33 protein-coding genes are annotated in these 17,753 nt (G+C 63.8%); 2 read left to right on the forward strand and 31 right to left on the reverse strand.

Features of this window, described 5'->3' with window-relative positions; translation table 11 throughout:
* Positions 1-221 precede the first annotated feature (221 nt).
* The 31 genes from RH857_RS12470 to RH857_RS12620 form a co-directional block, all read right to left on the reverse strand.
* On the reverse strand, positions 222-779 hold the full coding sequence (locus RH857_RS12470; RefSeq protein ID WP_310538301.1) for a ParB/RepB/Spo0J family partition protein: 558 nt from the start codon (positions 777-779) through the stop codon (positions 222-224).
* Between the two features lie 183 nt (positions 780-962).
* Positions 963-1,520, reverse strand: a complete 558-nt coding sequence (locus tag RH857_RS12475; protein WP_310538302.1) for a DNA polymerase beta superfamily protein — start codon at positions 1,518-1,520, stop codon at positions 963-965.
* Positions 1,517-2,032, reverse strand: a complete 516-nt coding sequence (locus RH857_RS12480) for a hypothetical protein (RefSeq protein ID WP_310538303.1) — start codon at positions 2,030-2,032, stop codon at positions 1,517-1,519. The genes RH857_RS12475 and RH857_RS12480 overlap by 4 nt, the downstream gene beginning before the upstream one ends.
* 225 nt (positions 2,033-2,257) lie before the next feature.
* On the reverse strand, positions 2,258-2,560 hold the full coding sequence (locus RH857_RS12485; RefSeq protein ID WP_310538304.1) for a hypothetical protein: 303 nt from the start codon (positions 2,558-2,560) through the stop codon (positions 2,258-2,260).
* A gap of 169 nt (positions 2,561-2,729) precedes the next feature.
* Complete coding sequence (locus tag RH857_RS12490; protein ID WP_310538305.1) at positions 2,730-3,062, reverse strand: hypothetical protein; 333 nt, start codon at positions 3,060-3,062, stop codon at positions 2,730-2,732.
* Complete coding sequence (locus RH857_RS12495; RefSeq protein WP_310538306.1) at positions 3,059-3,406, reverse strand: hypothetical protein; 348 nt, start codon at positions 3,404-3,406, stop codon at positions 3,059-3,061. The genes RH857_RS12490 and RH857_RS12495 overlap by 4 nt, the downstream gene beginning before the upstream one ends.
* Before the next feature lie 63 nt (positions 3,407-3,469).
* Complete coding sequence (locus RH857_RS12500; RefSeq protein WP_310538307.1) at positions 3,470-3,727, reverse strand: hypothetical protein; 258 nt, start codon at positions 3,725-3,727, stop codon at positions 3,470-3,472.
* Between the two features lie 93 nt (positions 3,728-3,820).
* A complete protein-coding gene (locus RH857_RS12505; RefSeq protein ID WP_310538308.1) occupies positions 3,821-4,219 on the reverse strand; it encodes a RusA family crossover junction endodeoxyribonuclease in 399 nt (132 codons plus the stop codon).
* The gene (locus tag RH857_RS12510; RefSeq protein WP_310538309.1) at positions 4,219-4,488 is read right to left on the reverse strand and encodes a hypothetical protein; all 270 of its coding nucleotides are present in this window, start codon (positions 4,486-4,488) and stop codon (positions 4,219-4,221) included. The genes RH857_RS12505 and RH857_RS12510 overlap by 1 nt, the downstream gene beginning before the upstream one ends.
* A gap of 116 nt (positions 4,489-4,604) precedes the next feature.
* Entirely contained in the window at positions 4,605-5,594 is a 990-nt protein-coding gene (locus RH857_RS12515; protein ID WP_310538310.1) for a hypothetical protein, read from the reverse strand.
* A gap of 92 nt (positions 5,595-5,686) precedes the next feature.
* Positions 5,687-5,854 carry a hypothetical protein gene (locus tag RH857_RS12520; RefSeq protein WP_310538311.1) on the reverse strand — a complete coding sequence of 56 codons (168 nt, stop codon included), beginning with the start codon at positions 5,852-5,854 and terminating at the stop codon, positions 5,687-5,689.
* A complete protein-coding gene (locus RH857_RS12525) occupies positions 5,851-6,054 on the reverse strand; it encodes a hypothetical protein (protein ID WP_310538312.1) in 204 nt (67 codons plus the stop codon). The genes RH857_RS12520 and RH857_RS12525 overlap by 4 nt, the downstream gene beginning before the upstream one ends.
* Entirely contained in the window at positions 6,054-6,227 is a 174-nt protein-coding gene (locus RH857_RS12530) for a hypothetical protein (protein ID WP_310538313.1), read from the reverse strand. The genes RH857_RS12525 and RH857_RS12530 overlap by 1 nt, the downstream gene beginning before the upstream one ends.
* A gap of 64 nt (positions 6,228-6,291) precedes the next feature.
* Entirely contained in the window at positions 6,292-6,771 is a 480-nt protein-coding gene (locus tag RH857_RS12535) for a DUF4326 domain-containing protein (protein ID WP_310538314.1), read from the reverse strand.
* A 9-nt stretch (positions 6,772-6,780) separates the two neighbouring features.
* Positions 6,781-7,071, reverse strand: a complete 291-nt coding sequence (locus RH857_RS12540; protein ID WP_310538315.1) for a hypothetical protein — start codon at positions 7,069-7,071, stop codon at positions 6,781-6,783.
* Positions 7,068-7,316 carry a hypothetical protein gene (locus RH857_RS12545; RefSeq protein WP_310538316.1) on the reverse strand — a complete coding sequence of 83 codons (249 nt, stop codon included), beginning with the start codon at positions 7,314-7,316 and terminating at the stop codon, positions 7,068-7,070. The genes RH857_RS12540 and RH857_RS12545 overlap by 4 nt, the downstream gene beginning before the upstream one ends.
* Positions 7,309-7,578, reverse strand: a complete 270-nt coding sequence (locus RH857_RS12550; RefSeq protein WP_310538317.1) for a hypothetical protein — start codon at positions 7,576-7,578, stop codon at positions 7,309-7,311. The genes RH857_RS12545 and RH857_RS12550 overlap by 8 nt, the downstream gene beginning before the upstream one ends.
* Entirely contained in the window at positions 7,571-8,518 is a 948-nt protein-coding gene (locus RH857_RS12555; protein ID WP_310538318.1) for a DnaB-like helicase N-terminal domain-containing protein, read from the reverse strand. Before RH857_RS12555 ends, RH857_RS12550 begins: the two co-directional genes overlap by 8 nt.
* Entirely contained in the window at positions 8,511-9,170 is a 660-nt protein-coding gene (locus RH857_RS12560; protein WP_310538319.1) for a coiled-coil domain-containing protein, read from the reverse strand. The genes RH857_RS12555 and RH857_RS12560 overlap by 8 nt, the downstream gene beginning before the upstream one ends.
* Entirely contained in the window at positions 9,167-9,652 is a 486-nt protein-coding gene (locus RH857_RS12565) for a hypothetical protein (RefSeq protein WP_310538320.1), read from the reverse strand. Before RH857_RS12565 ends, RH857_RS12560 begins: the two co-directional genes overlap by 4 nt.
* Positions 9,649-10,119, reverse strand: coding sequence for a hypothetical protein (locus RH857_RS12570; RefSeq protein ID WP_310538321.1), 471 nt, complete (start codon positions 10,117-10,119; stop codon positions 9,649-9,651). The genes RH857_RS12565 and RH857_RS12570 overlap by 4 nt, the downstream gene beginning before the upstream one ends.
* Positions 10,116-10,352: a hypothetical protein gene (locus RH857_RS12575; RefSeq protein WP_310538322.1), complete on the reverse strand. Its 237-nt coding sequence runs from the start codon at positions 10,350-10,352 to the stop codon at positions 10,116-10,118. The genes RH857_RS12570 and RH857_RS12575 overlap by 4 nt, the downstream gene beginning before the upstream one ends.
* On the reverse strand, positions 10,349-10,747 hold the full coding sequence (locus RH857_RS12580; RefSeq protein ID WP_310538323.1) for a hypothetical protein: 399 nt from the start codon (positions 10,745-10,747) through the stop codon (positions 10,349-10,351). Before RH857_RS12580 ends, RH857_RS12575 begins: the two co-directional genes overlap by 4 nt.
* Before the next feature lie 365 nt (positions 10,748-11,112).
* Positions 11,113-11,598 (reverse strand): hypothetical protein, encoded by a 486-nt coding sequence (locus tag RH857_RS12585; protein ID WP_310538324.1) that lies wholly within the window; start codon positions 11,596-11,598, stop codon positions 11,113-11,115.
* Positions 11,599-11,966: 368 nt separating this feature from the next.
* Positions 11,967-12,530, reverse strand: a complete 564-nt coding sequence (locus RH857_RS12590) for a hypothetical protein (RefSeq protein ID WP_310538325.1) — start codon at positions 12,528-12,530, stop codon at positions 11,967-11,969.
* A gap of 427 nt (positions 12,531-12,957) precedes the next feature.
* Positions 12,958-13,419 carry a single-stranded DNA-binding protein gene (locus tag RH857_RS12595; RefSeq protein WP_310538326.1) on the reverse strand — a complete coding sequence of 154 codons (462 nt, stop codon included), beginning with the start codon at positions 13,417-13,419 and terminating at the stop codon, positions 12,958-12,960.
* The gene (locus RH857_RS12600; protein ID WP_310538327.1) at positions 13,419-14,369 is read right to left on the reverse strand and encodes a recombinase RecT; all 951 of its coding nucleotides are present in this window, start codon (positions 14,367-14,369) and stop codon (positions 13,419-13,421) included. The genes RH857_RS12595 and RH857_RS12600 overlap by 1 nt, the downstream gene beginning before the upstream one ends.
* Positions 14,370-14,411: 42 nt before the next feature.
* Complete coding sequence (locus tag RH857_RS12605; RefSeq protein ID WP_310538328.1) at positions 14,412-15,464, reverse strand: YqaJ viral recombinase family nuclease; 1,053 nt, start codon at positions 15,462-15,464, stop codon at positions 14,412-14,414.
* Entirely contained in the window at positions 15,461-15,631 is a 171-nt protein-coding gene (locus RH857_RS12610) for a hypothetical protein (RefSeq protein WP_310538329.1), read from the reverse strand. Before RH857_RS12610 ends, RH857_RS12605 begins: the two co-directional genes overlap by 4 nt.
* Complete coding sequence (locus RH857_RS12615) at positions 15,628-15,795, reverse strand: hypothetical protein (RefSeq protein WP_310538330.1); 168 nt, start codon at positions 15,793-15,795, stop codon at positions 15,628-15,630. Before RH857_RS12615 ends, RH857_RS12610 begins: the two co-directional genes overlap by 4 nt.
* A 325-nt stretch (positions 15,796-16,120) precedes the next feature.
* On the reverse strand, positions 16,121-16,438 hold the full coding sequence (locus RH857_RS12620) for a hypothetical protein (RefSeq protein WP_310538331.1): 318 nt from the start codon (positions 16,436-16,438) through the stop codon (positions 16,121-16,123).
* A gap of 489 nt (positions 16,439-16,927) precedes the next feature.
* Between RH857_RS12620 and RH857_RS12625 the strand changes: the two genes are divergently transcribed.
* Together RH857_RS12625 and RH857_RS12630 are read left to right on the forward strand one after the other, a co-directional pair.
* The gene (locus RH857_RS12625; protein ID WP_310538332.1) at positions 16,928-17,293 is read left to right on the forward strand and encodes a hypothetical protein; all 366 of its coding nucleotides are present in this window, start codon (positions 16,928-16,930) and stop codon (positions 17,291-17,293) included.
* The gene (locus tag RH857_RS12630) at positions 17,290-17,703 is read left to right on the forward strand and encodes a hypothetical protein (protein ID WP_310538333.1); all 414 of its coding nucleotides are present in this window, start codon (positions 17,290-17,292) and stop codon (positions 17,701-17,703) included. Before RH857_RS12625 ends, RH857_RS12630 begins: the two co-directional genes overlap by 4 nt.
* Positions 17,704-17,753 lie beyond the last annotated feature (50 nt).

Below are 17,753 nucleotides of genomic sequence, written 5' to 3' on the forward strand. Positions count from 1 at the left end.
CGGTCTCTATGATGACCATAGCTTCTGTTCCTCCTGCCGATTAGCGTGGGTGTCACGCTGTCGCCGGCGGGTGGACAGGACTGTCATGGGGACGCTTTGACCAGGCTGCTCCAGGCTCCTATTAGGTCACGCCCGATCCGGCGGCAGCGCTTGCTGCGCGCCCGACCGCAGGCTCGACAGATCAACGCCAAGGCACCCTACGGGCCAATCGTAAGCATGGGTCAGAGCACTGCGGCCGGGACTCCCCGATTCTTGCGGAACCCGGTAGAAACAGACTGACAGTCGTATCCGCACTTCAAGCAGACCAGGCCACCCTCCCCCTTGGACGCCGGCACCTCGTCCTCTTCATCCTCGTCGTCTTCGTTGAGCGCATCGATAAGCTGCTGCAGCCCCTCGTCAGTGAACCCGGTGCCAGTCAGGTCGTAGTCCTCCTGGGTCTCCTGCAGGAGCTTCACCAGCTGCTCAGTGTCGTAGTCTGCGTGGTCGTTGGAGGCGTTGTCGACGAGCACGATCTTGCGGGCCTGCTCATCGGTGACGTCAATCAGGTCTGCGGCGATGGTCTCCCAGCCGAGGTGCTTGGCTGCCTCCCACGTGTGGTTACCGGCCAGAATGTGCCGGGTGCTGGCCTGGACGACGATGGGCCGGTACTGGCCGTGGGCCTGCAGCGACTCGATGATGACGTTCAGGTCCCCTTGCCGGGCGTTGCCGGGGTACGGGACCAGGCTGTGAATGTCGACGGCCCGGGATGCCAGGGCGTCAGGGATCTGTGTTGTGGCCACGAGGGCTCACCTCTCTCCGCGTGTCTCAGGGCTCATCCTCTGGGGCGGGATTGGCCCCTCACGACCGCGGGGAAGGTTCGTGTCGTGAGGGGCCTGCACTCGCACCCTGAGAGGAACCGGCCGCCGTGCAAGCGACCAGCTGCACCCGAGCAGACCAGCCCCCAGCCGCCGGCGGTGGGACGCTCACGCTGGCCAGCCCTCGGCGGACTCCAGCATCGCAATCAGGGTGTCCGCATAGTCGTCGCCGGGGAGGGCTGCGACGTGACGCACCAGGCGGATCTGATCACTGTTCAGGCGAGGCTGGATGCTCCCGGTCTCGGTGAGCTGAGCGAGGTTGATGGTCAGGCGGACGGCGTGCCGGCGGAGTTTCGCCCGGTCTGCGTGTTCCCGGGCGGCCCCGGTTCGGCCGCCGTGCTTGAATGCAAAGTTCAGGATGGTGCGTCGGTAGCGGGCCCGGGCTTCGTGGATGCCGGGGCGCAGCGCGCGCAGCATGGGCTCCCAGTCGGGGTGGATCTTAGCAACTGGCGACCAGAGGGCTTCCAGTGCCTGAGGGACTCCGTCGCGGACTTGGTCGAGGAAACGGTGCAGGTGAAGCTGCAGGGCGTCGTCGTCCCCGGTCTTGGTCTGCCGGGCGTATTCCTTGTTGGTGCCGGTGGTGACGGTGTAGGTGTCCTGGTCACTGCCCTGGTTGGCGAGCCCGTAGAGGTGGGAGCCGTGCACAGTGGTGAGGATGGCGCTCATGCGGCGATGTCCAGTGGCAGGGTGTCCATGGTCTGTTCGGCTTCTTTGAGGGCGGTGCGCCAGGTGCGGCGGACGACGGTGACCAGTTGCTCGGCGGCCCGGTGGTCTCTGCGGCGGCGCTCGAGGTCCGCGGCGGTGTCTCCGAAGGGTGAGGCGGGGTCTGTGACCCGGGCCAGGGATGAGGGGTGCCCGTGCTTGCTGAGGACGGGGAGGCCGCGTTGTCGGGGTCGTTCCCCCGGTTGGGGTTCGTAGCGGGCAGCGGTGGCGAGTATCCGGTCGAGCCCGGTGATGACTTCTTGGACGGTCTCTGCGGCTAACCAGGGGGCGGGGTCGTCGTGGGCGGGGGTGGTGAGCGCGGCCGGCATGGGCGCGGTGTCCTCGAGGATCCCCACGGCGCGTAGCTGGTCGAGGGCGTCGAAGATCGCTTGCGCCCTGTGGTCGGAGAGGGTGCCGTCGAGGTCGACGACCCGGGCCTTCGCCTCGAGTGCGAGGAGGATGGCTTCCCCGAGCACGTGGGCTGGGTAGTGGTTGAGCCCGGCGGCGCCGAGCGTGAGTGTGCCTACCCCGTCGCAGATGGGGCAGTGGGGGTCGACGATTTCGCCGTGTGGGTCACGGCGGGTGCATGCGGGGCAAAGGCGCAGTGTGGCGACGATGACCGGCCTCCAAGGGTGCGGGTATGGAGATGAGGTCTCACCCTTGAAGTTACCGCACTACATCACAGATGTTGTGTAGCGTGGTCACTTTGGTGTGTCGTCGTCCTTCCTGATGGCGCGCAGCACGGAATGTGGGCCGGCGAGCTTGGCGCGCTTTGCGATGAGGTCCGGTGAGGCGCCGAGGTCCATGAGGTACTTCAGCTCGGAGGACATGCGTGGCGGCTCCCCGGTGTCTGGGTCGTTGCCGACGGACGCGACCGTGACACCCTCCTGGTGCTGGGTGCTGCGGGTCTTGGCGACCACGACGACTTCCTCGACCACCTCACCGGGTGCGAGGGGTTCGAGTTCGACTTCCCGGCCATAGATCGTCACAGTGTCTGGTCTCAATGGTTCCCCCTTCGGGGCTTGCTGGTGAGGTGCCATCCTTTGCACTGTGGGCAGGGGTAGGCACGGCATGGTTCTTTCGCGCGGGGCGGCCGGGGGCTGTTGCGGATCCGGGCGAGGGCGATGAGCGCGGCGACACGGTCCCTGTACCGGGCTTTGCCGCAGCGCTTGGTCATGGGTGCTTCCAGGCTTTCCAGGCGTCCTCGGCGTGCTCCCAGGCGTTCTCTGCCCAGTGGTTTCGGGTGCAGAGGCAGTCGGGGTTGGGTGGGTTGTCGCACTGGTGTTCCTGGTGGTGGTTCTCCCATTCGCGTTGCTCGAGGCAGTAGTCGCAGAGGGTGTCGTGGTCGTGGGGGTTGTCGACGGTGGTGTTAGTAGTGGGCTCGTCGCACTGATCACATGCCTGGGTGGGGCGTTCGAGGAGGGTCACCGGACCTGGGAAGGGTGCGGTGGTGTGGTCCTCTTGGCGGGCGGCTGTTTGGGATCGGTGGGAGTCGTGGAGGGTCATGGGGTGACGCTCCTTCCAGTGAGTGACTGGCTGGTGATGCGGAGGGTGCCGCCGGCGATTTTCTGGACGGCTTCGGCGAGTTCGACTGGGGTGACGTCGAGTGCTTCGGCGATGGCCAGGACGTTGCGGGACGGTTTCCGCTGTTGAAGGGTGGGGATGAGGCCACGCTCGTGGGCGTCGTGGATGCGGCGCTGCGCGGTTCGGCGGCTGATTCCTAGCCGTCGGGTGACCTCGTCGATGGCTGGGTATCCCATCGTCGCGGTGGTGTTGTAGATGCGGGCCACCTCCATGAGTTGTACTTCTGGGGTGTCACCGCTGGCGCACAGAGTGGTGGTCGCGGTCATCATGGTTGGCCTAGTGAGTGGGCTGAGTGATGGTCGCGGGTGCGGGGTGCCGGGGGTCGGTGATCACATGACCACCTCGGCTTCCATGACGGCGTCGATGACTCCCTGGTTGGTGAAGTATCCGCCTTCGGTGGAGTAATCCACGGCATCGCGGACGCGGTCCTCGTGGACGGCGTAGCCCTCTGCTGAGAGTTCTTGAACGATGCGATCAGCGAGCTTCGCGGAGGTCATGCTCCGGCGACCAGTGTTGCGCTTGACGGTGCTAGTGATGATGCGCTCGTGCTGGACTTCGTGGTCGGTGGGTGCGATGGTGCTGGTCATGTTGTGCTCCTTGGCTGGTGGTTTAGTGGTGTCGCGCTGGTCAGGCGCAACATGAATACTATAACACGATTAGCACAGAGGAACACAACACTGTCACAGCGCGAGAATACGCACCACCACCTGATGCGACCCATTCACCGGGTCCCGCCGATTATCCGGACCAATCACATGCAGGTCACTATCGTCAGGCAACACCCCGGCGTCGACGATCCCATCCACCAGAGCCTTGGAGAGGTTCTGCAGATTGCTGACTTCGCGGCGCCGATTGTCCGGATACCGGTACCAGACCTCGATACGCGCACCCTCAAGCGGCCGCACACTTGCCTGCCGCGCAGCCTTGAACCCCAGGGTCCGCCAGAGCTTCGTCTTGCGCGCCCGCTCGTGCGGATGGTCCCTCTGGTTCAGGCTGAGGTGATCGTCTTTCCAGTTCACCAGTCGCAGGTCCAGCACCAGCAGGGCGTGGAGGTTCTCGGAGGATGGTGTGACCAGCATTAGGAGGCCCGGGAGTCGAGGTAGTTCTGCAGGGCCAGCAGCGGGTCGTGGTGCCCGTGGATGGTGACCAGGGGGCGCTGCTTCGTGCGGGGCCGGCCAGCGGGGTCACACGGGATGATCTGGGTCTGTGGTGACCCGCCGGTGCCCGCGATCCGTGCCACCAGCACATGAAAGTACCCGTACCCCTGGTGCGCGATCACCGTGGGGAGTTGGTAGTGCCACCAGTCGACGGGCCAGTGGTCCTCAGTGTGAGGTATCAGGGTCGGCATGCGGCGAGCATGAACCGACCGAGCGCTGGGCGGTTGGACGCTCCCGTCCGTCGACGTGATCCCCCTGAGACACCTGTGGCCCCGCTACCTCATAGGTAATCGGGGCCGTGATAGCGCTAGCCGAACAGGGGGCGCGGTCCTACTGCAGTGGTCGTCGTGGGCACCACGGAAGAGTTGAAGCTCTCCGTGGTGACGTTCTTCTCACGCGTGTCGAGAAGGTGCGGCTGCGCAAACTTACCGACTGAGTCGATAACCTCAGATACGGAGAACTCTCGCCTATCCACATAGACCTTCGCTACGGCGCGATGCACAGGATTCGGCAAGTCAACTTCCTTGACCCGCTGGAAGTCGGTCTCCACCAAAGCCTGGACGATCATGTGCCCTTCGTAGAAGGTCTGCATGAAGTCGAAGTCATAAGGCAGCGGGCACAGAATCAAGTTCTTCTGGTTGTCCATCACGATGCGATCGGAGCCACCCTGCGTGGACGGGACGATCGCCACCCTGAGACCAGGCGCTCCTTCCAGAGCTTTCGGTCGCGATTTGATCGTTGTTCCGACCCAGTTGTCGACTTCGCTGCCCCCCAGGAATAGGTCAGCCTTCCACAGTCCCTTGATGCTCTTCGGAAGCCCGTTACGTGTTGTCGGTTTGCGGAATGCGCTCTCGAGCTGGTTCAGGTGGCGGATCAGTTTCACTGGTCTACCCCTAGCGCCGCTCATCACCTGGGACTCCGTGGTGATGAGCTCACGTTGAGTAGCAACGAGTTGCTTAGCGCCCGATTTCTCCATCGCGAACAAGATGGACTGAGGCGTTGCGGATTTGATCTTGCACAGCCTCAGAGCGTCTTGCACTTTCTCGGACACCGTAGGTTCCTGCCGGACTACCGCATCATGGACGGCGTACTCGAAGGCGACACCTAGGTCTCCGTCGCTCTTCTTCCTGACACGCCCCAAGTGCTTCAACTTCATTGTGGACCTGTCACCGTGAGGCGCTATCTGTTCCTCGGCAATCGAGTGCATCATGCCGACGAGTATGGGGCGCGTGACGGCAAGGAGTGCGCTGTAGTCGTCTGCTACTGGGGCGGCTTGTTCTTCTGACCTGATCTCCATATTGCGAATCTACAGAACGTCGTTGGTCCTGCAACACGCGGCGCTCCGATACGGGCCCTCGATACGCCCCGGATGTCTAATGCTCTAAACGCCTACACCTTCCCCCAGGGGCTGATATTCCGGGCTTGCACCTCTGTGTGGACCCCGGTCATCTGGTCGGCTTGGGCTTGGGCGTACTCGCGGCGGGTGTGGGTCTCGGCGAGGGCTTGCCGGCGCCCATCGGCCAGGAGGATCACGACCCGGTACTCGGTGGTGCTCATGAGGCTGGCTCTTTCCGTGCCTCGATTACTCCAGTGAGCCAGGTCAGAATCTCTTCAACCTTGGCTAGGTGTTCATCTAGCTCTGGCCCGTAGTCCTTGTCTTCCATGAGCCGTGTGGCTTTCTCGAGGCGACCGATGATGATGCGCATGATGTCGCTGTCATTCATGGTTGGTGCCGTAAGAGCTGCGTTCTGGCTCATCAGCGGCTGCCTTTCCCGTATCGGAAGCTGCTGCCCTGGTTGAGGCAGGGGTGGCAGAACACTTTGCCGTAGGTCTTGCGTCGGTGTTCGACTGCGTTCTCAGCCAGGCGCATCTCTGTGTCGCAGGTGGGGTTGTCGCAGGTGACGGTGACAAAGGTCAGGGTGACGGGCATGGTGGGCTGTCCTTAGGTCAGGTATCGGTGTCTTCGCTGAGGTCGATGTCGGTCAGGCCGATCATTAGTGGTGGTACTGCTTGGGATTCCTCCCTGCTTTGCGGTCGCGGGCGAGTTGCAGGGGATCAGGATGAGCGGCATATTCGAGAAGAACATCCGCGTGGCAGGCCAACGTTCGCCCTGTCTCGGGGTCGGCGGTCGGGCACCAGCAGGCGAGGTCGCGGCCGCGGAGGGGCTCGAGGTCGATCTGTCCGTGTTCGAGCCGGTAGTAGAGGGTCTCTTCTTCGTACTTCTGGGTGGCGAACTGGTGGGCGTACGCCCTGGTGTCGCCGGTGCGGCGTTGTTCGCCGGTGTCGGTGTTGATGACGTCGTACACCCACCGGCCGGGGATGGTCTCCCCTGCCCCGTGCTTGTCGTCGGGTCGGGTGGCGAGCCGTGGACGGATGATGAACGGGTTACCCCACCGTGAGGAGCGGTCAACGATGGTGGCGCCGACGGGGAGTCTCCACCCTTTCGCCCGGCTGCGCTGGATCCTCTCAGGCACGGGGGTCTCCTAGTTGGTGAGGGCGTAGTCGGTGCGCGCGGCGACGGATTCGGCCCGGTAGCTGGCCTTGATTTGTTCCCATTCGGGGTCGACCCGGGCAGGGTTGGGGAAGAGCTCGGCGTGCTTCGCGTCGCGGATCTGGTCGAGGGTTGAGAGTTTGTGGGCTCCCCGGACGGCGCAGTCCCAGTCATCGGTCCATCCCAGCCACTTGCCGTTGGCGTCGTAGACATCCCATGTGGTTAGGCGGAAGAGGGTGCGGAACCCGCTCGTCGCGCGGCGGACTTTGTATCGCTGGTTCATGTGCCGGTGGCTCCTCCGGTGAGCTGGTTGACGTAGGCGTAGAAGTTGGTGCGAGCCCGGTGGGTCTTCTGTGCGAGTTCGGCGGCTTCGGTTGCTGCGGCGCGTCCTTCGGGTGATTCCGCCGGTAGGTCGCAGGTCATTACCGCGTGTTCACGTTCCTTCTGCGCTCGGATGACGTGCTCGGCGTGGAGGGCGTTGAGCTTCTCCCCCTGAGCCTTCGTCAGAGGCGGGGTGTGTTCACTCATCGCTCGTTGCCTCCGTATGGACGGGCTCTACTGGTCCCCCGGGATCTGTTGGCCACCCGGATTGATCTGAGTCGTTGGGGCCCATCTCGTAGTTGTCGTAGATGACGCCGGTGATTCCGTAGACCTCGCCGGTGCCGTCGGGTTTGCTGAGGGCGAGCATCCAGTCCTTGTCATTGAGGCGTTCGATGTGGACGGTGCAGTCGGTGCGGACGATCTCGTCGTAGGTGCCCTCCTGGTCGTAAGTGCGACGCTCCTTAGGCATGCTCGTCTTCCCCTCCGGCGCGTCGGTTTTCGGCGGCTTCTCGGACGAGACGGACGTAGAAGTCGGCGTTGTCGGAGCCGGGGATCGCGCCGGCGAGCTGGTGAATGGTCTCGGGCCCACCGACCAGGGATAGTTTCGATTCCTTGTGGAGCTTCTCGGTGATGGTGACGACGTCGACGGGCTGGTTGGTGTCGTCGAGTTCCCGGATGGCTTGGAAGATGAACCGGTGGGAACTTTGGGTGAAGTCGCTGGCGGTGAGGCCGCTGGCTGCTTTGCGGCCGTGCTTGGAGAGGATCATGCAGGCGAGGGCGGAGTCTTCGGCGACGGTGTCGCTGGTGGGCCGGTACGGCTCCTCGGGCCCCGGTTTGGTGTACTCACCGCGGGGCGCGGCAGTGGAACCAGTAAACGGGCTGGTCATAACCCACTTAGAGTCATTGCAGTCAGTAATGATCCGCCCGTCAGGGTACTTTTCCAGCAATCCCTGTGGGTCTTCCCAGTAGTCCAGGCCCAGCAGACCATGGAACGCCCAGCGGCCATGAGCGTCTTTCGTGGACCTGCACTTCTCTTCGACCCGGTAACAGGCGCCCACTGGTGCTGCAGCCAGGTCTGCTGGGGTCACGGGCGCGTCGGTGTTCTTGACGTACTGGCCGTCGGGGGTGATGACCCTGTGGTATGCCTTAGTGCCGAAGGACGCTTCCCTGGGTGTGAACGTGAGGTTGTCGGGAAGATCAGTAAGGGAGGTGATCTGCGCGGGGTCTGCTTCTTCCTCGTGGTACTTGTGCAGGGTGACGGCGTCGCCGAGTTCGGCGGTGATTCCCCACACTGCTGCGCCCTGGGCTGCCCCGTGAGCCGGGATCTGTTCGTCGAGTTTGGTTTCGTCGACGTCGATGATGAATCGGCGGGTGATGGTGCTGGTGGTCTCAGCGAGGTACTTAGGCACTGGGGGTCTCTTTCTCCGGCAGGTGCAGGACGGTGAGCGGTGCGTATGACTTGGCGAGTCCTGCCGCCGTGGTGAAGTCAGCACCCTCGGCTGACCACAACCAGCCCAAGTTTTCGTGAAGCTTCTGGACGCCGTCGCCTTCGTTGTCGAGCAGGACAGTGCCCACCGGCAGGGCGTCGAGCAGCTCCGCGGTGGTGATCTTGTCGCCCACCTTCACCGGGGCGGCGGCCTCTGCGGGTTCGGACAGCAGCACAAACTCCACGCTGTCCATGAACTCGCTGCCGGGCCGAATCTTGGTGGCTGCCCAGGGGCCGTTCTTGAGCCTGTGGGCCACCCACATGCCGGGGCGCAGTTCGTCGGCGGTGATGGTGCGGTGCGTGGAGAGGTGGCGGTCGCAGCACTCAGCCGCGACACCCATCTCCTGTTCTTCGTAGGACTCGCAGCGCCGCTTGAGTTGTTCGTTCTCGTTTTCGAGGCGTTGGACTGTTGCCTCGTAGGCCGTGTTCTCGGTCTTGAGCTGGTCGAGTTCGCGGTGGATGAAGTCGCGGGCGGCCATGGCGTGGAGGTGGAAGGTGCTGTGGTCCTGCGTGGCTGCCCACGCTACTGCGAGGTCATTCCAGGTCGAGGGGCGCTGGACGTACTGCTGGGTCATTTCTGGTCCTCCTGGGTGGGGAGGCTGACCAGGGTGATGTGGTGGTACTCGAGGGAGAACAGGTCCACACTGCTCACGGCGTTCCCGGAAAGGCGATACCAGAAACCGTCGCGGCGCTTCTGGTAGCGTTCCTCGGTGTCGTCTCCTCCTTGGACGACGGTTCCGGGTGGCAGACTCATGTAGGTGCTGAGGCTTGGGTCCTCGATGCTGTCGCCCTCGTAGAAGTCGTTGCCGCCCAGGGTCACGAAGGATTTCTCGGATCGTTCGTCGACGATCTCGGCGTCGATGTCCTCCTCGGTGGACTGGATGATCTGGTCCTCGATGGTCTGGGCGTCGGCCTCGTACATCTCACCGAGCCCCTGGGTGAACGCGATCAGCCCCTTGGGGGCGTTGGCGTGTTCGAGGTGGGCGGCGACCATGTCGAGCCGGTTGGCGGTGGTGCGGGCTTGGTTGAGCTTGGTGAGCTGGTCCTGGATGCTCATGGGTTGGTCTCCTGTGCGGTGCGGGTTTCGCGGATCTTGTCTTTGGGGATCTTCGGCTGGTCGAACCCGGGCGGGGCAGCGATGGTGACTGTCTTGGCGTTGACACGGACGACCCGGCCCACGTTGCCGGTGACGCGCCCGTACTTCTCGTACCGGATTAGATCCCCGGGTTTCAGGCTGTCGACGTCGCAGTGAGTGTTCGCGCGAAGCTCGGCTTCTCGCTTCTCCGTGCGCAGCTTGTGCTCGAGTCGCCGCACCTCCTCTTGGGCGGCGACTCCCTCGCGGGCGAGTCGGGTGGTCCGGTTGATGCGTTTGGCTTGCGCACCGGGTGCTTCCTTCCGTCGGATACCTGACAGCGCGCCGGGGTCTTTGTTCGGCAGTCCGGTGCGGTCCCACTGCGCGTTGAGGGTGTCGAGTCTCTTGCGTGCCGCTTCCAGCTGCTGCTCCGTGGTGGAGGGGCCGCTCATCGGGTGACCTCCCGGATGATGCCGGTGGCGGTGTTCTCGTGCAGACCCGGGTGGCCCTTGTGGAGCGTGCAGTAGAGCCACTGGCCGCCGCCGATGTCCTTCACGTGGGCTTTGCAGCGGAGCCCGTCAATCTCGATCCGGATAGCGTCCGCATGCGCGTAGGCGGCTTTCGCTTTCGCCATCGCCACTTCAAGCTCTGCTTCCTTCTTGCGCAGCTGGTCCTTGTAGCTCACCGGACCACCGCCCGGGTGCGGGACTTCTGACAGGTCTGCTTGTGCAAGTCCTGCAGGGTCTCCACGAGTTCATGCGCGGCCACCCGCTCAGATTCGGTGGCGGGCACCATGAGCTTGAACGTGTCCCCGCAGCACTCGAACATCCCGGTCATACGGGGCCGACATCCGTGACACACGTGCATGGTCTGCCACGGGTAATCAGGATGCCACTCCCCCGGGTTAGGGCAGACGGCGCGATGCCGGTCCACCAGGTCACGGAACAGGTCATCGGGGACAAGCTCACCGGTGACGCGCAGCAGCCGCGTGTAGTGCTCCGCGAGATCCTCAGGGACATCCTCGAACACCCCGCACGATCGGCAGAGTGCACGCCCAGCAATAGGTTGATCAGTGGCCATGGGCCTCTCCTGGTGTGGTTTAGTGTTGGTCGGCGCCGGTGGTCAATCGGCACACGATAAGCATAACACGTTTACCGTGCTAGATCACTACCGGCGCACACCACGCCACCGATCCACCTCGGCCATCAACTGCACCCGACGCTCAAGCGCATCCTCCGGCGGCGGCTCCGTAACCGGCACACCCGTCATCCTCCCAATAGTGGCCAGACGCCTCTCTGCGGCCTCAGCACGCTTCCGATAGTGTCCAGCTCCTTCTCCATCTCCCGAAGCCTACGAGTGGCCTTCTCGCGCTCCTGAGCGACCAGCCCGAACTGATACACACCCATGTTCTCGCCTCGTTTCCTTCCCTGGGTTGCCTGCCGTGGTTAGTCCAGTACGACTGTGGTGGGGCTGCGGTCGATGGCGTGCTGCACTTCTGGTGTGAGCTGCTGGTACACGTCGGCGGTGATGGTGGGAGGGAAGTCTTGCCATTTCCGGCAGGCGGGGCAGTTGACTGCGAGTTTCCCGATCTGGGCGTGTTCGGGGATGGGGCATGGGGGGCTTGGGCGTTTGTCGGTGTCGTTGGTGGGGGTGTGGGTTTGTAGGTGTGCCCAGTGGGGGCCGGGGTGGTGGAGGAGTTTGGGGGTTTCGGCTTTGGGGTTGCCGGCGAGGAGGAGGAGTGCTGCTGCGAGGTCGGTGGCGGTGAAGTAGGCGTTGAGGGGTTCGATGAGGGTGATGGTGCCTTTTTCGGTCCAGTCGGTGCGGATGCTGGTGGTGAGTGCTGCGAGGTGTTCGGCGCGTTCGTAGCCGAGTCGGTGGTTGGGGTGGATGGGGGTTCTGCCGTGGGTGATGGGGGGCTGGGGTTGGGTCATGGTCTGCTCCCGGTGGTTTAGCGTTTTCCACAGGCTGGTTAGGCACTGTAGTTATGTGATCACTTTATGAATGAATGATTTTTTAAATATCTCTTTATGAGTGTGGTGGAGGTGAGCGGAGGGGTTCCCCGTTACTCGTTCCTCGTTACTCGTTATCCGGCATCCCTTCGCGCATGGGTTTCTGCATGGGTTCACGGTGGGGTTTCCGGAAGGGTTCCGGGAAGGGTTCCAGTTACCCTTAGATCCCTTGTGGTTACTGGCATCCGATGGCCTCCGGGAAGGGTTCCGGTAACCCTTCCGCTTGGGGTTCCAGAAGGGCTCCTGGAAGGGTTCCAGTTGGGGTTCTGCGAAGGCATCCGGGAAGGGTCCTAGTAGGGGACGCTGCTGCTGAGCTCATCGGCGTAGATCGGCAACCGGTCAGGCAGACTATCCACAGGCTCATAGCCGGATTCATCATCGAATTCCTGCCCATTCCCGTGGGTCTCCTCCGGGTCATCGAGCTCCCCCGTCTCGGGGTCAGCACCAGCGGCCCGGGCCTCCTCCAACCGCTGCATGGTCTGGCAGAGCGCCACCCACAACCTGGGATCTTCCTCCTCGATCTCCGCCCACCCTTTGAGCTCCGGCTCCTCCCTCAAGTACCGGGCCAACTCCATCAGCAGCACATCCAGGATCCGCCGGGAGTACACACTGTCCAGGGACCGGACCATGTTCTTCGTCAGGTTCGGCTGCTTGATCACCTCGTGGTGCCGGACGAAGGACCGGATCAGGATCTCCTGGGAGTCCTCATCAATGACCAGGAACCGGGCATGTGTGAGCTCCTGGACCCCGGCGTCGAAGTCCTCACGGGTGGAGTCCCTGCTGGTGCGCAGATACCGGCCTGGCACCAGAGGAAGCACCCCCGCATAGGTGCGCGCCTTATTCGCCAGCAGCATCAGATAGATCCGCTGCGCGTTACTGCTCAGCCCTACCCAATCCGGGTCATCCCAGATGTCGGAGTAGATCCTCCCGAAACTTCTGCCGGACCCTTTCTCAGACCCCTTCTCAGGCGGCCGGGGCCGGGGCCTTTGTTTGGTGCGTGACAAGGCAACCGTCACGTCCTCTCAATCTCGTGTCGCGGGTGCGAGCCGCTAAGGAACCTGTTTGATCAGCTCGACGGGGCGCGGCGCGCCTCCGCGTCTCTCTGCTTCTGCCCCAGACGGGCAATGAGCTTCCGGTTACGGCGCCGCATACGGGCCTTGCCGCGGGCCGTGGGCCACTCGGAAGCCTTACGGAAAGGGACGGACGTGGACACTCTGGCAGTCAGCTGAGAAGACATGCGCAGAAAGTGCCACGGCCGCCCCCGACCCCGTGGGACGGCCCCTAGTACGGGGCATGCCCATCACCCTGGGGCTGCGCGAATCCGCCATAGGACTCGAAGCCACCCGGCTGCGCGGACCCTCCTCCACCCGTGCCCGCGGCCAGCGGCGTATCCGCCTGCTTCACCCAAGCATCCAGGGACAAGTCAGCGCCCACATAATCCGCCTGGACCTCCAGGGACTGATGCGTGACCCCGTCCTTCTCATAGGACCCGGACCGCTGGCGGCCCACCACAATCACCAGGTCACCCTTATCCAGGGACGCTGCGACGTTGCGCGCGGTCCCCTTGAAGCAGGACACCCTTACCCACGTGGTCGGCCCGTCCACCAGGCGCCCAGTCTGCGGGTCCTTGTCCTTCGGCTGCACGGCCAGCGAGAACGACGCCCAATCCGTGCCGGAGTCGCTGGTCCCTGACTTCACCGGGCCACCGAGGCGGCCGCAATACGTCACTACAGGCTCAAACATCAGGCCGTCTCCCCCTGCTGCTCAGCACCCCAGCCCTCAGGCGGGTTCAACCCATCATCGGCGGGACCGTCGGCGACCTCCCCGGTCTCGGGGTTGTAGGCGGGCATGTCCTGCCCCACCCGCTCGGTCGCGGCCTCCAGCGCCCGGGGGTCCGCTTGCTCGATCCGCTGCGCCGCGTGCGCGAGATCCGCGCCCGGTGTGGCGTCCAGGCGGATGGTCTCGTCCGCGACCATGGCGTTCTGAATGTCGGTGTTCTTCGGCATCCACGTGAAGAGCTTCCGCACGCAGGTCTTCTTGGCCATGGAGTCAAAGTGATCAACCCAGGGCCCGACGATGGTGCCGTCCTTCTTCTTGGCCATCGCGAACTTGTCACGGTGCCGTTCTGCGTCCTCGCGGGTCATGAACTCGAAGGTCGGGATGGTGGCGCCCTTGCGGTAGAAGATCGCATAGTAGGCCCAGACTTCTCCCCTGTCCCGGAAGGCGGGCTTGTGGGAGAGCATGTTGGTGCCGTAGTCGATGTCGAACTGGTCGCCCTCGTACACCTCGCGGGCGATGACCATGTCCATGTCCTGTGCCCGGTTGGCGAGGTCGAGCATGCCCTTGTAGCCGAGGATGAAGGTCGCATCGAACCGGCGATCCTTCGCGTTCCACATCGGCAGGATGTATGCCTGACCCAGGGGTCCGACCCCGGGGCGCAGTCCGAGCTGCGCGCAGGTCATCAGGGCGCCGAGGAAGCTGGTCTGGTCGCACTGGGCGAGCTTCGGATTCTGGCGGAGCACGGTAATCGCGTCACGAACCAGCTGGGCGGCTTCCACGCCCTTGGGCATCGCCAGTGCGAACTGTGCCTCCATGCTGCGGATGGTCTGCTCCAGGCCCTGCGGGGGCGCCTGGCGCTGCGCTACTTGGTTCCCGGCATTCGCCTGAACTCTCTGCTTAAGGCCGTTGGCCATGGTCTTGGTCCTCTCAGTGGTGGTCTAGTGTTGGTCGGTCGATCAGCTGTTGGTCTTCAGCTTCGGCAGCCGGAGGGTGCGGGCCCGGTATTGCTTGTGAAGCTCGGGGTGGTTCTCCTGCAGCTTCTTCGCGTCGAGCTTCTCCGTGGGGACCAGGAAGCTCTTGGCGATGTCCGGGTGCTCCTTCTCAAACTGAGATGCACTGAAGACACCGTTCTGTTTGATGGTGAAGAACACCTCCCCCTCCGGGGACTTCAGGGTGTCGGCCTCTTTGGCCAGCTCCCGGATCTTCGCGGCGGCTTCCTTCTTCTGCTCTACCGCGGTCTTCTCAGCTTCGTGGGCGGCCTCGTACTCGGCGCGCAGTACCACCAGCGTGGTCCGGTCTACGGTGACGGCGGCACCCTCGTCCGCGGTCCGGAACCGGGCCTTCAACGGCTCGTAGTCCACGGCGGTGACGGCCGGCGCCTCATCTGCGAGCACATGGTCGTGCCAGAACCGCTCCCCCTGCTCGATGATGATCCGGATGAGGTCCTCGTCGCGGTCGATGCGGCGCACGAAGAACTCGCGTCCGTCGAGCAGGCCGGCGACCCAGGCATGGGAGCGGCCGGTGACGGCGAGCCCGTGCTGGACCTGCAGCTCGGCGTGGTCGGGCACCTGCCCGTCCTCCCACTCATGGGACAGGAAACCGTTGCTGGTCTTGCATTCCAGGAGTCCGCCGTCGGCGGTGAGCCGGTCCACGGACACCTGCAGGTAGGCGTGTTCCTTGGAGCGCATGAGTCCTGCCCGGCGGGTGCGGATCCCGGTCTCCTCTTCGAAGAGCTGGACCACGATGGGCTCGAGGAGGTTGCCCATGCGCATGGCCATGGTCTCTTCCTTCTCGGTGCCGCGGCCTGTCTTGTCCAGCCACACCTGGTAGGCGGAGCTGTACTTGTTGACGCCGAGGATCGCGGAGGCATCGGACCCGCCGATCCCTTGGCGGCGTGCGGCCAGCCATTCCTCGCGGGGAGCGTCGGCGCGGAGGACCAGGTTGGCGTGCGGGCAGGCCCACCTGGCGGTGTCGAGGTTCTCTACGGTGTCGTGCATCTGTGCGGTCATGCTGGGGCTCCCAGGAAGTCGAAGGCGGCGATGGTGGCCAGGAGGGTGATCAGGACGACGGCGACTCCGGCCAGGGCGGTGAGGACGATCAGGACCAGCTCGCCGGTATGGGTGAGGGTCATGCCTTGGCGGGCGATCCATTCGGGGGTGTGGGTGTCGTGACTCATGCGGTCACCTGGGCGCCGGTGAGAGTGTTCTCCAGCAACTGGGAGGCCCGGCGCATGTAGAGAGTCGTCAGGCGTGTCTGGCCGGTGCGCAGTGAGTGCTCGGCGGCGGCGATGAGAGCGCCGGGGCTGGCGGGGTTGAAGGCTGGCGCAGGTGTTGGTGGCATGCTGGGTCATTCCTTTGGTCTGGTGTGGTTTAGTGGTTGCGCCTGGATGGTCAGTCCAGGATCACGATTACGTGACACGAATACTATAACACGTTCGTGTCGGAGTGCGACACCCTATTGTCACAGCACAACACTCTCAGCTGCGGCATTCCACTAGTCGAGAACAGCAGGGCTAGAATGGTCAGGCGGCCTACAGGTGGTGCTGGGGTCGCATCGCTCATGGCCTTTGGTCCCTGAGTGGTTTAGTGAAGAGCGGGCGTCTCGCGCGATCCTTGCTTTGGTCGGCAGGGAGATGAGGCGCCCGCTCGCTATATTCCAGGGGCCTCTACCGGCGGGCTGCGCGACTGCGCTTCGAGGTCCGGAAAGCCACGTGCTCAACCTTCGGATCCCGGGAAGACTCAGGGGCCTCAACCTCCGGGGCGCGAGTCAGGACCTCAGCGATATTCTCGGCCTGCTCACGGGTGAAGAGAATCGCGTTCCGCGGGCCTCTGACATGGCGAATCCTGCCCTCACGGGCCATCTTCTTGATCTCATACACGGACAGACACGGCTGCCCATTGGAGCGATATCCATACATCTGCTCCACCTGGTGTGGGTCCATCATCATCAAGCGGGTGTCCGCATCAACGGTGGCAGCGCTCATGCGATCACCGCCTCCTTCAGAGTGGTCTTCGACTCATCGTGGGAGAACAGGACCCCCTCGTTCACACCGAGCTCGCGCTCGATGGCCCGGGCAAGACCGGGGGTCACAGAACTCATGCGCCCAGCGCGAAGATGGTCAATCGTTGAAGGGGTGCGGTGTACTCGCCGGGCCAGCTCCGAAGCCGTCATGACGTGGCTCGGGCTGGTCCCGACGAGTGCAGCGAAGGCGGGTCGATTTTTCAGGTGCACGGCGTCTCGCGCTTCCTCTTTGCGGTGGTCGGCAGGTACGGCAAGACTAACCCGGCTACTCGGAACCGCGCAATCACAGCGCGCAACTTTTCTGTCACACGACAACACACTTCTACTCGGAACTCGCCTGTGCTTGTCCTACTTTTACCGCGAAACCGCGCCAGACAACTAGACACCGCTACTCGGAGGCGGGAATGATCTAGCACGACGACAAGAAAACCACCGTCCACTAGGAGCACATATGACCCGAAACCTACCCGGCTTGATACGAGAACTGATCGGCACACGATCATTCGAACAGCTGGCAGAAGACTGCAACGGGCAGCCATCCAAGCACCGGCTGTACAGCATGGTCCGCGAACCTCTGAAGCAGTTCCCTTCTGTCGAATCCATCCAAGGCCTGGCCCAGGGCCTGCATGTCCACCCCAACACCGTCATCATGGCCTGCGCGGAATCCCTCGGCCTGGCCGACTGCGAAGACAAGGGCCCCGCCCTGGTTCTCCCCGAGAGCGCGCGCGAGCTCACCGCCTCACAGAAGTCCATCGTGGTATCCACCGTCATCGAGTTCGCGAAAGCCAACATCCGGGCACGACAGGATGACGCTTGAGCCAAGACGACGCGCAGCGGCTCATCGACGCCGTCAACCACCAGGAGCTCATGCGCCGCCGACAGGTCCACGGCAGGGACCTCAACGACTGGCACACCGCGCTCCGCGAACTTAAGGCTGCCGGAGAGACACGGCAGGCCCTGGTCCTGCTACACGAGATCATCGACAAGACCCTGGCCCTGGCCCAGTACGACGCCCGAGAACCACAGCTTTGGTGGTTCACGCAAGCCGCCTGGCTGCATGAAAGGCACCGCGACTACGACAAGGCCGCAGCTGTGCTGCAGCAATGGCTGGATGCCTGGCCAGACCGCCGCGCGATCCCCTGGCGCTCCCGGCCCGCGATAGACCGGGAACGCACGAAGGTGCACGCCCGCATACAGAGACTCCGCCGGCGCGCAGGAGTCCTCTAGGTGTAGTTCCTCGACACGTTGTGAACAGTCCGTGACGTGAGCGGAGACCT

Origin of the sequence: Nesterenkonia flava (assembly GCF_031432335.1) — a bacterium.
Lineage (GTDB): Bacteria > Actinomycetota > Actinomycetes > Actinomycetales > Micrococcaceae > Nesterenkonia > Nesterenkonia flava.

Bases quoted from the DNA above. Each gene is read 5' to 3' on its own strand.
- RH857_RS12590 (WP_310538325.1), bottom strand. From the start codon at position 12,530: ATGCTGCTGGCGAATAAGGCGCGCACCTATGCGGGGGTGCTTCCTCTG.
- RH857_RS12495 (WP_310538306.1), bottom strand. From the start codon at position 3,406: ATGACCGCGACCACCACTCTGTGCGCCAGCGGTGACACCCCAGAAGTA.
- RH857_RS12565 (WP_310538320.1), bottom strand. From the start codon at position 9,652: ATGAGCATCCAGGACCAGCTCACCAAGCTCAACCAAGCCCGCACCACC.
- RH857_RS12475 (WP_310538302.1), bottom strand. From the start codon at position 1,520: ATGAGCGCCATCCTCACCACTGTGCACGGCTCCCACCTCTACGGGCTC.
- RH857_RS12490 (WP_310538305.1), bottom strand. From the start codon at position 3,062: ATGACCCTCCACGACTCCCACCGATCCCAAACAGCCGCCCGCCAAGAG.
- RH857_RS12505 (WP_310538308.1), bottom strand. From the start codon at position 4,219: ATGCTGGTCACACCATCCTCCGAGAACCTCCACGCCCTGCTGGTGCTG.
- RH857_RS12515 (WP_310538310.1), bottom strand. From the start codon at position 5,594: ATGGAGATCAGGTCAGAAGAACAAGCCGCCCCAGTAGCAGACGACTAC.
- RH857_RS12545 (WP_310538316.1), bottom strand. From the start codon at position 7,316: ATGAGTGAACACACCCCGCCTCTGACGAAGGCTCAGGGGGAGAAGCTC.
- RH857_RS12615 (WP_310538330.1), bottom strand. From the start codon at position 15,795: ATGCCACCAACACCTGCGCCAGCCTTCAACCCCGCCAGCCCCGGCGCT.
- RH857_RS12520 (WP_310538311.1), bottom strand. From the start codon at position 5,854: ATGAGCACCACCGAGTACCGGGTCGTGATCCTCCTGGCCGATGGGCGC.
- RH857_RS12625 (WP_310538332.1), top strand. From the start codon at position 16,928: ATGACCCGAAACCTACCCGGCTTGATACGAGAACTGATCGGCACACGA.
- RH857_RS12550 (WP_310538317.1), bottom strand. From the start codon at position 7,578: ATGCCTAAGGAGCGTCGCACTTACGACCAGGAGGGCACCTACGACGAG.
- RH857_RS12525 (WP_310538312.1), bottom strand. From the start codon at position 6,054: ATGAGCCAGAACGCAGCTCTTACGGCACCAACCATGAATGACAGCGAC.
- RH857_RS12610 (WP_310538329.1), bottom strand. From the start codon at position 15,631: ATGAGTCACGACACCCACACCCCCGAATGGATCGCCCGCCAAGGCATG.
- RH857_RS12560 (WP_310538319.1), bottom strand. From the start codon at position 9,170: ATGACCCAGCAGTACGTCCAGCGCCCCTCGACCTGGAATGACCTCGCA.
- RH857_RS12585 (WP_310538324.1), bottom strand. From the start codon at position 11,598: ATGACCCAACCCCAGCCCCCCATCACCCACGGCAGAACCCCCATCCAC.
- RH857_RS12580 (WP_310538323.1), bottom strand. From the start codon at position 10,747: ATGGCCACTGATCAACCTATTGCTGGGCGTGCACTCTGCCGATCGTGC.
- RH857_RS12600 (WP_310538327.1), bottom strand. From the start codon at position 14,369: ATGGCCAACGGCCTTAAGCAGAGAGTTCAGGCGAATGCCGGGAACCAA.
- RH857_RS12540 (WP_310538315.1), bottom strand. From the start codon at position 7,071: ATGAACCAGCGATACAAAGTCCGCCGCGCGACGAGCGGGTTCCGCACC.
- RH857_RS12620 (WP_310538331.1), bottom strand. From the start codon at position 16,438: ATGAGCGCTGCCACCGTTGATGCGGACACCCGCTTGATGATGATGGAC.
- RH857_RS12595 (WP_310538326.1), bottom strand. From the start codon at position 13,419: ATGTTTGAGCCTGTAGTGACGTATTGCGGCCGCCTCGGTGGCCCGGTG.
- RH857_RS12530 (WP_310538313.1), bottom strand. From the start codon at position 6,227: ATGCCCGTCACCCTGACCTTTGTCACCGTCACCTGCGACAACCCCACC.
- RH857_RS12605 (WP_310538328.1), bottom strand. From the start codon at position 15,464: ATGACCGCACAGATGCACGACACCGTAGAGAACCTCGACACCGCCAGG.
- RH857_RS12570 (WP_310538321.1), bottom strand. From the start codon at position 10,119: ATGAGCGGCCCCTCCACCACGGAGCAGCAGCTGGAAGCGGCACGCAAG.
- RH857_RS12510 (WP_310538309.1), bottom strand. From the start codon at position 4,488: ATGCCGACCCTGATACCTCACACTGAGGACCACTGGCCCGTCGACTGG.
- RH857_RS12500 (WP_310538307.1), bottom strand. From the start codon at position 3,727: ATGACCAGCACCATCGCACCCACCGACCACGAAGTCCAGCACGAGCGC.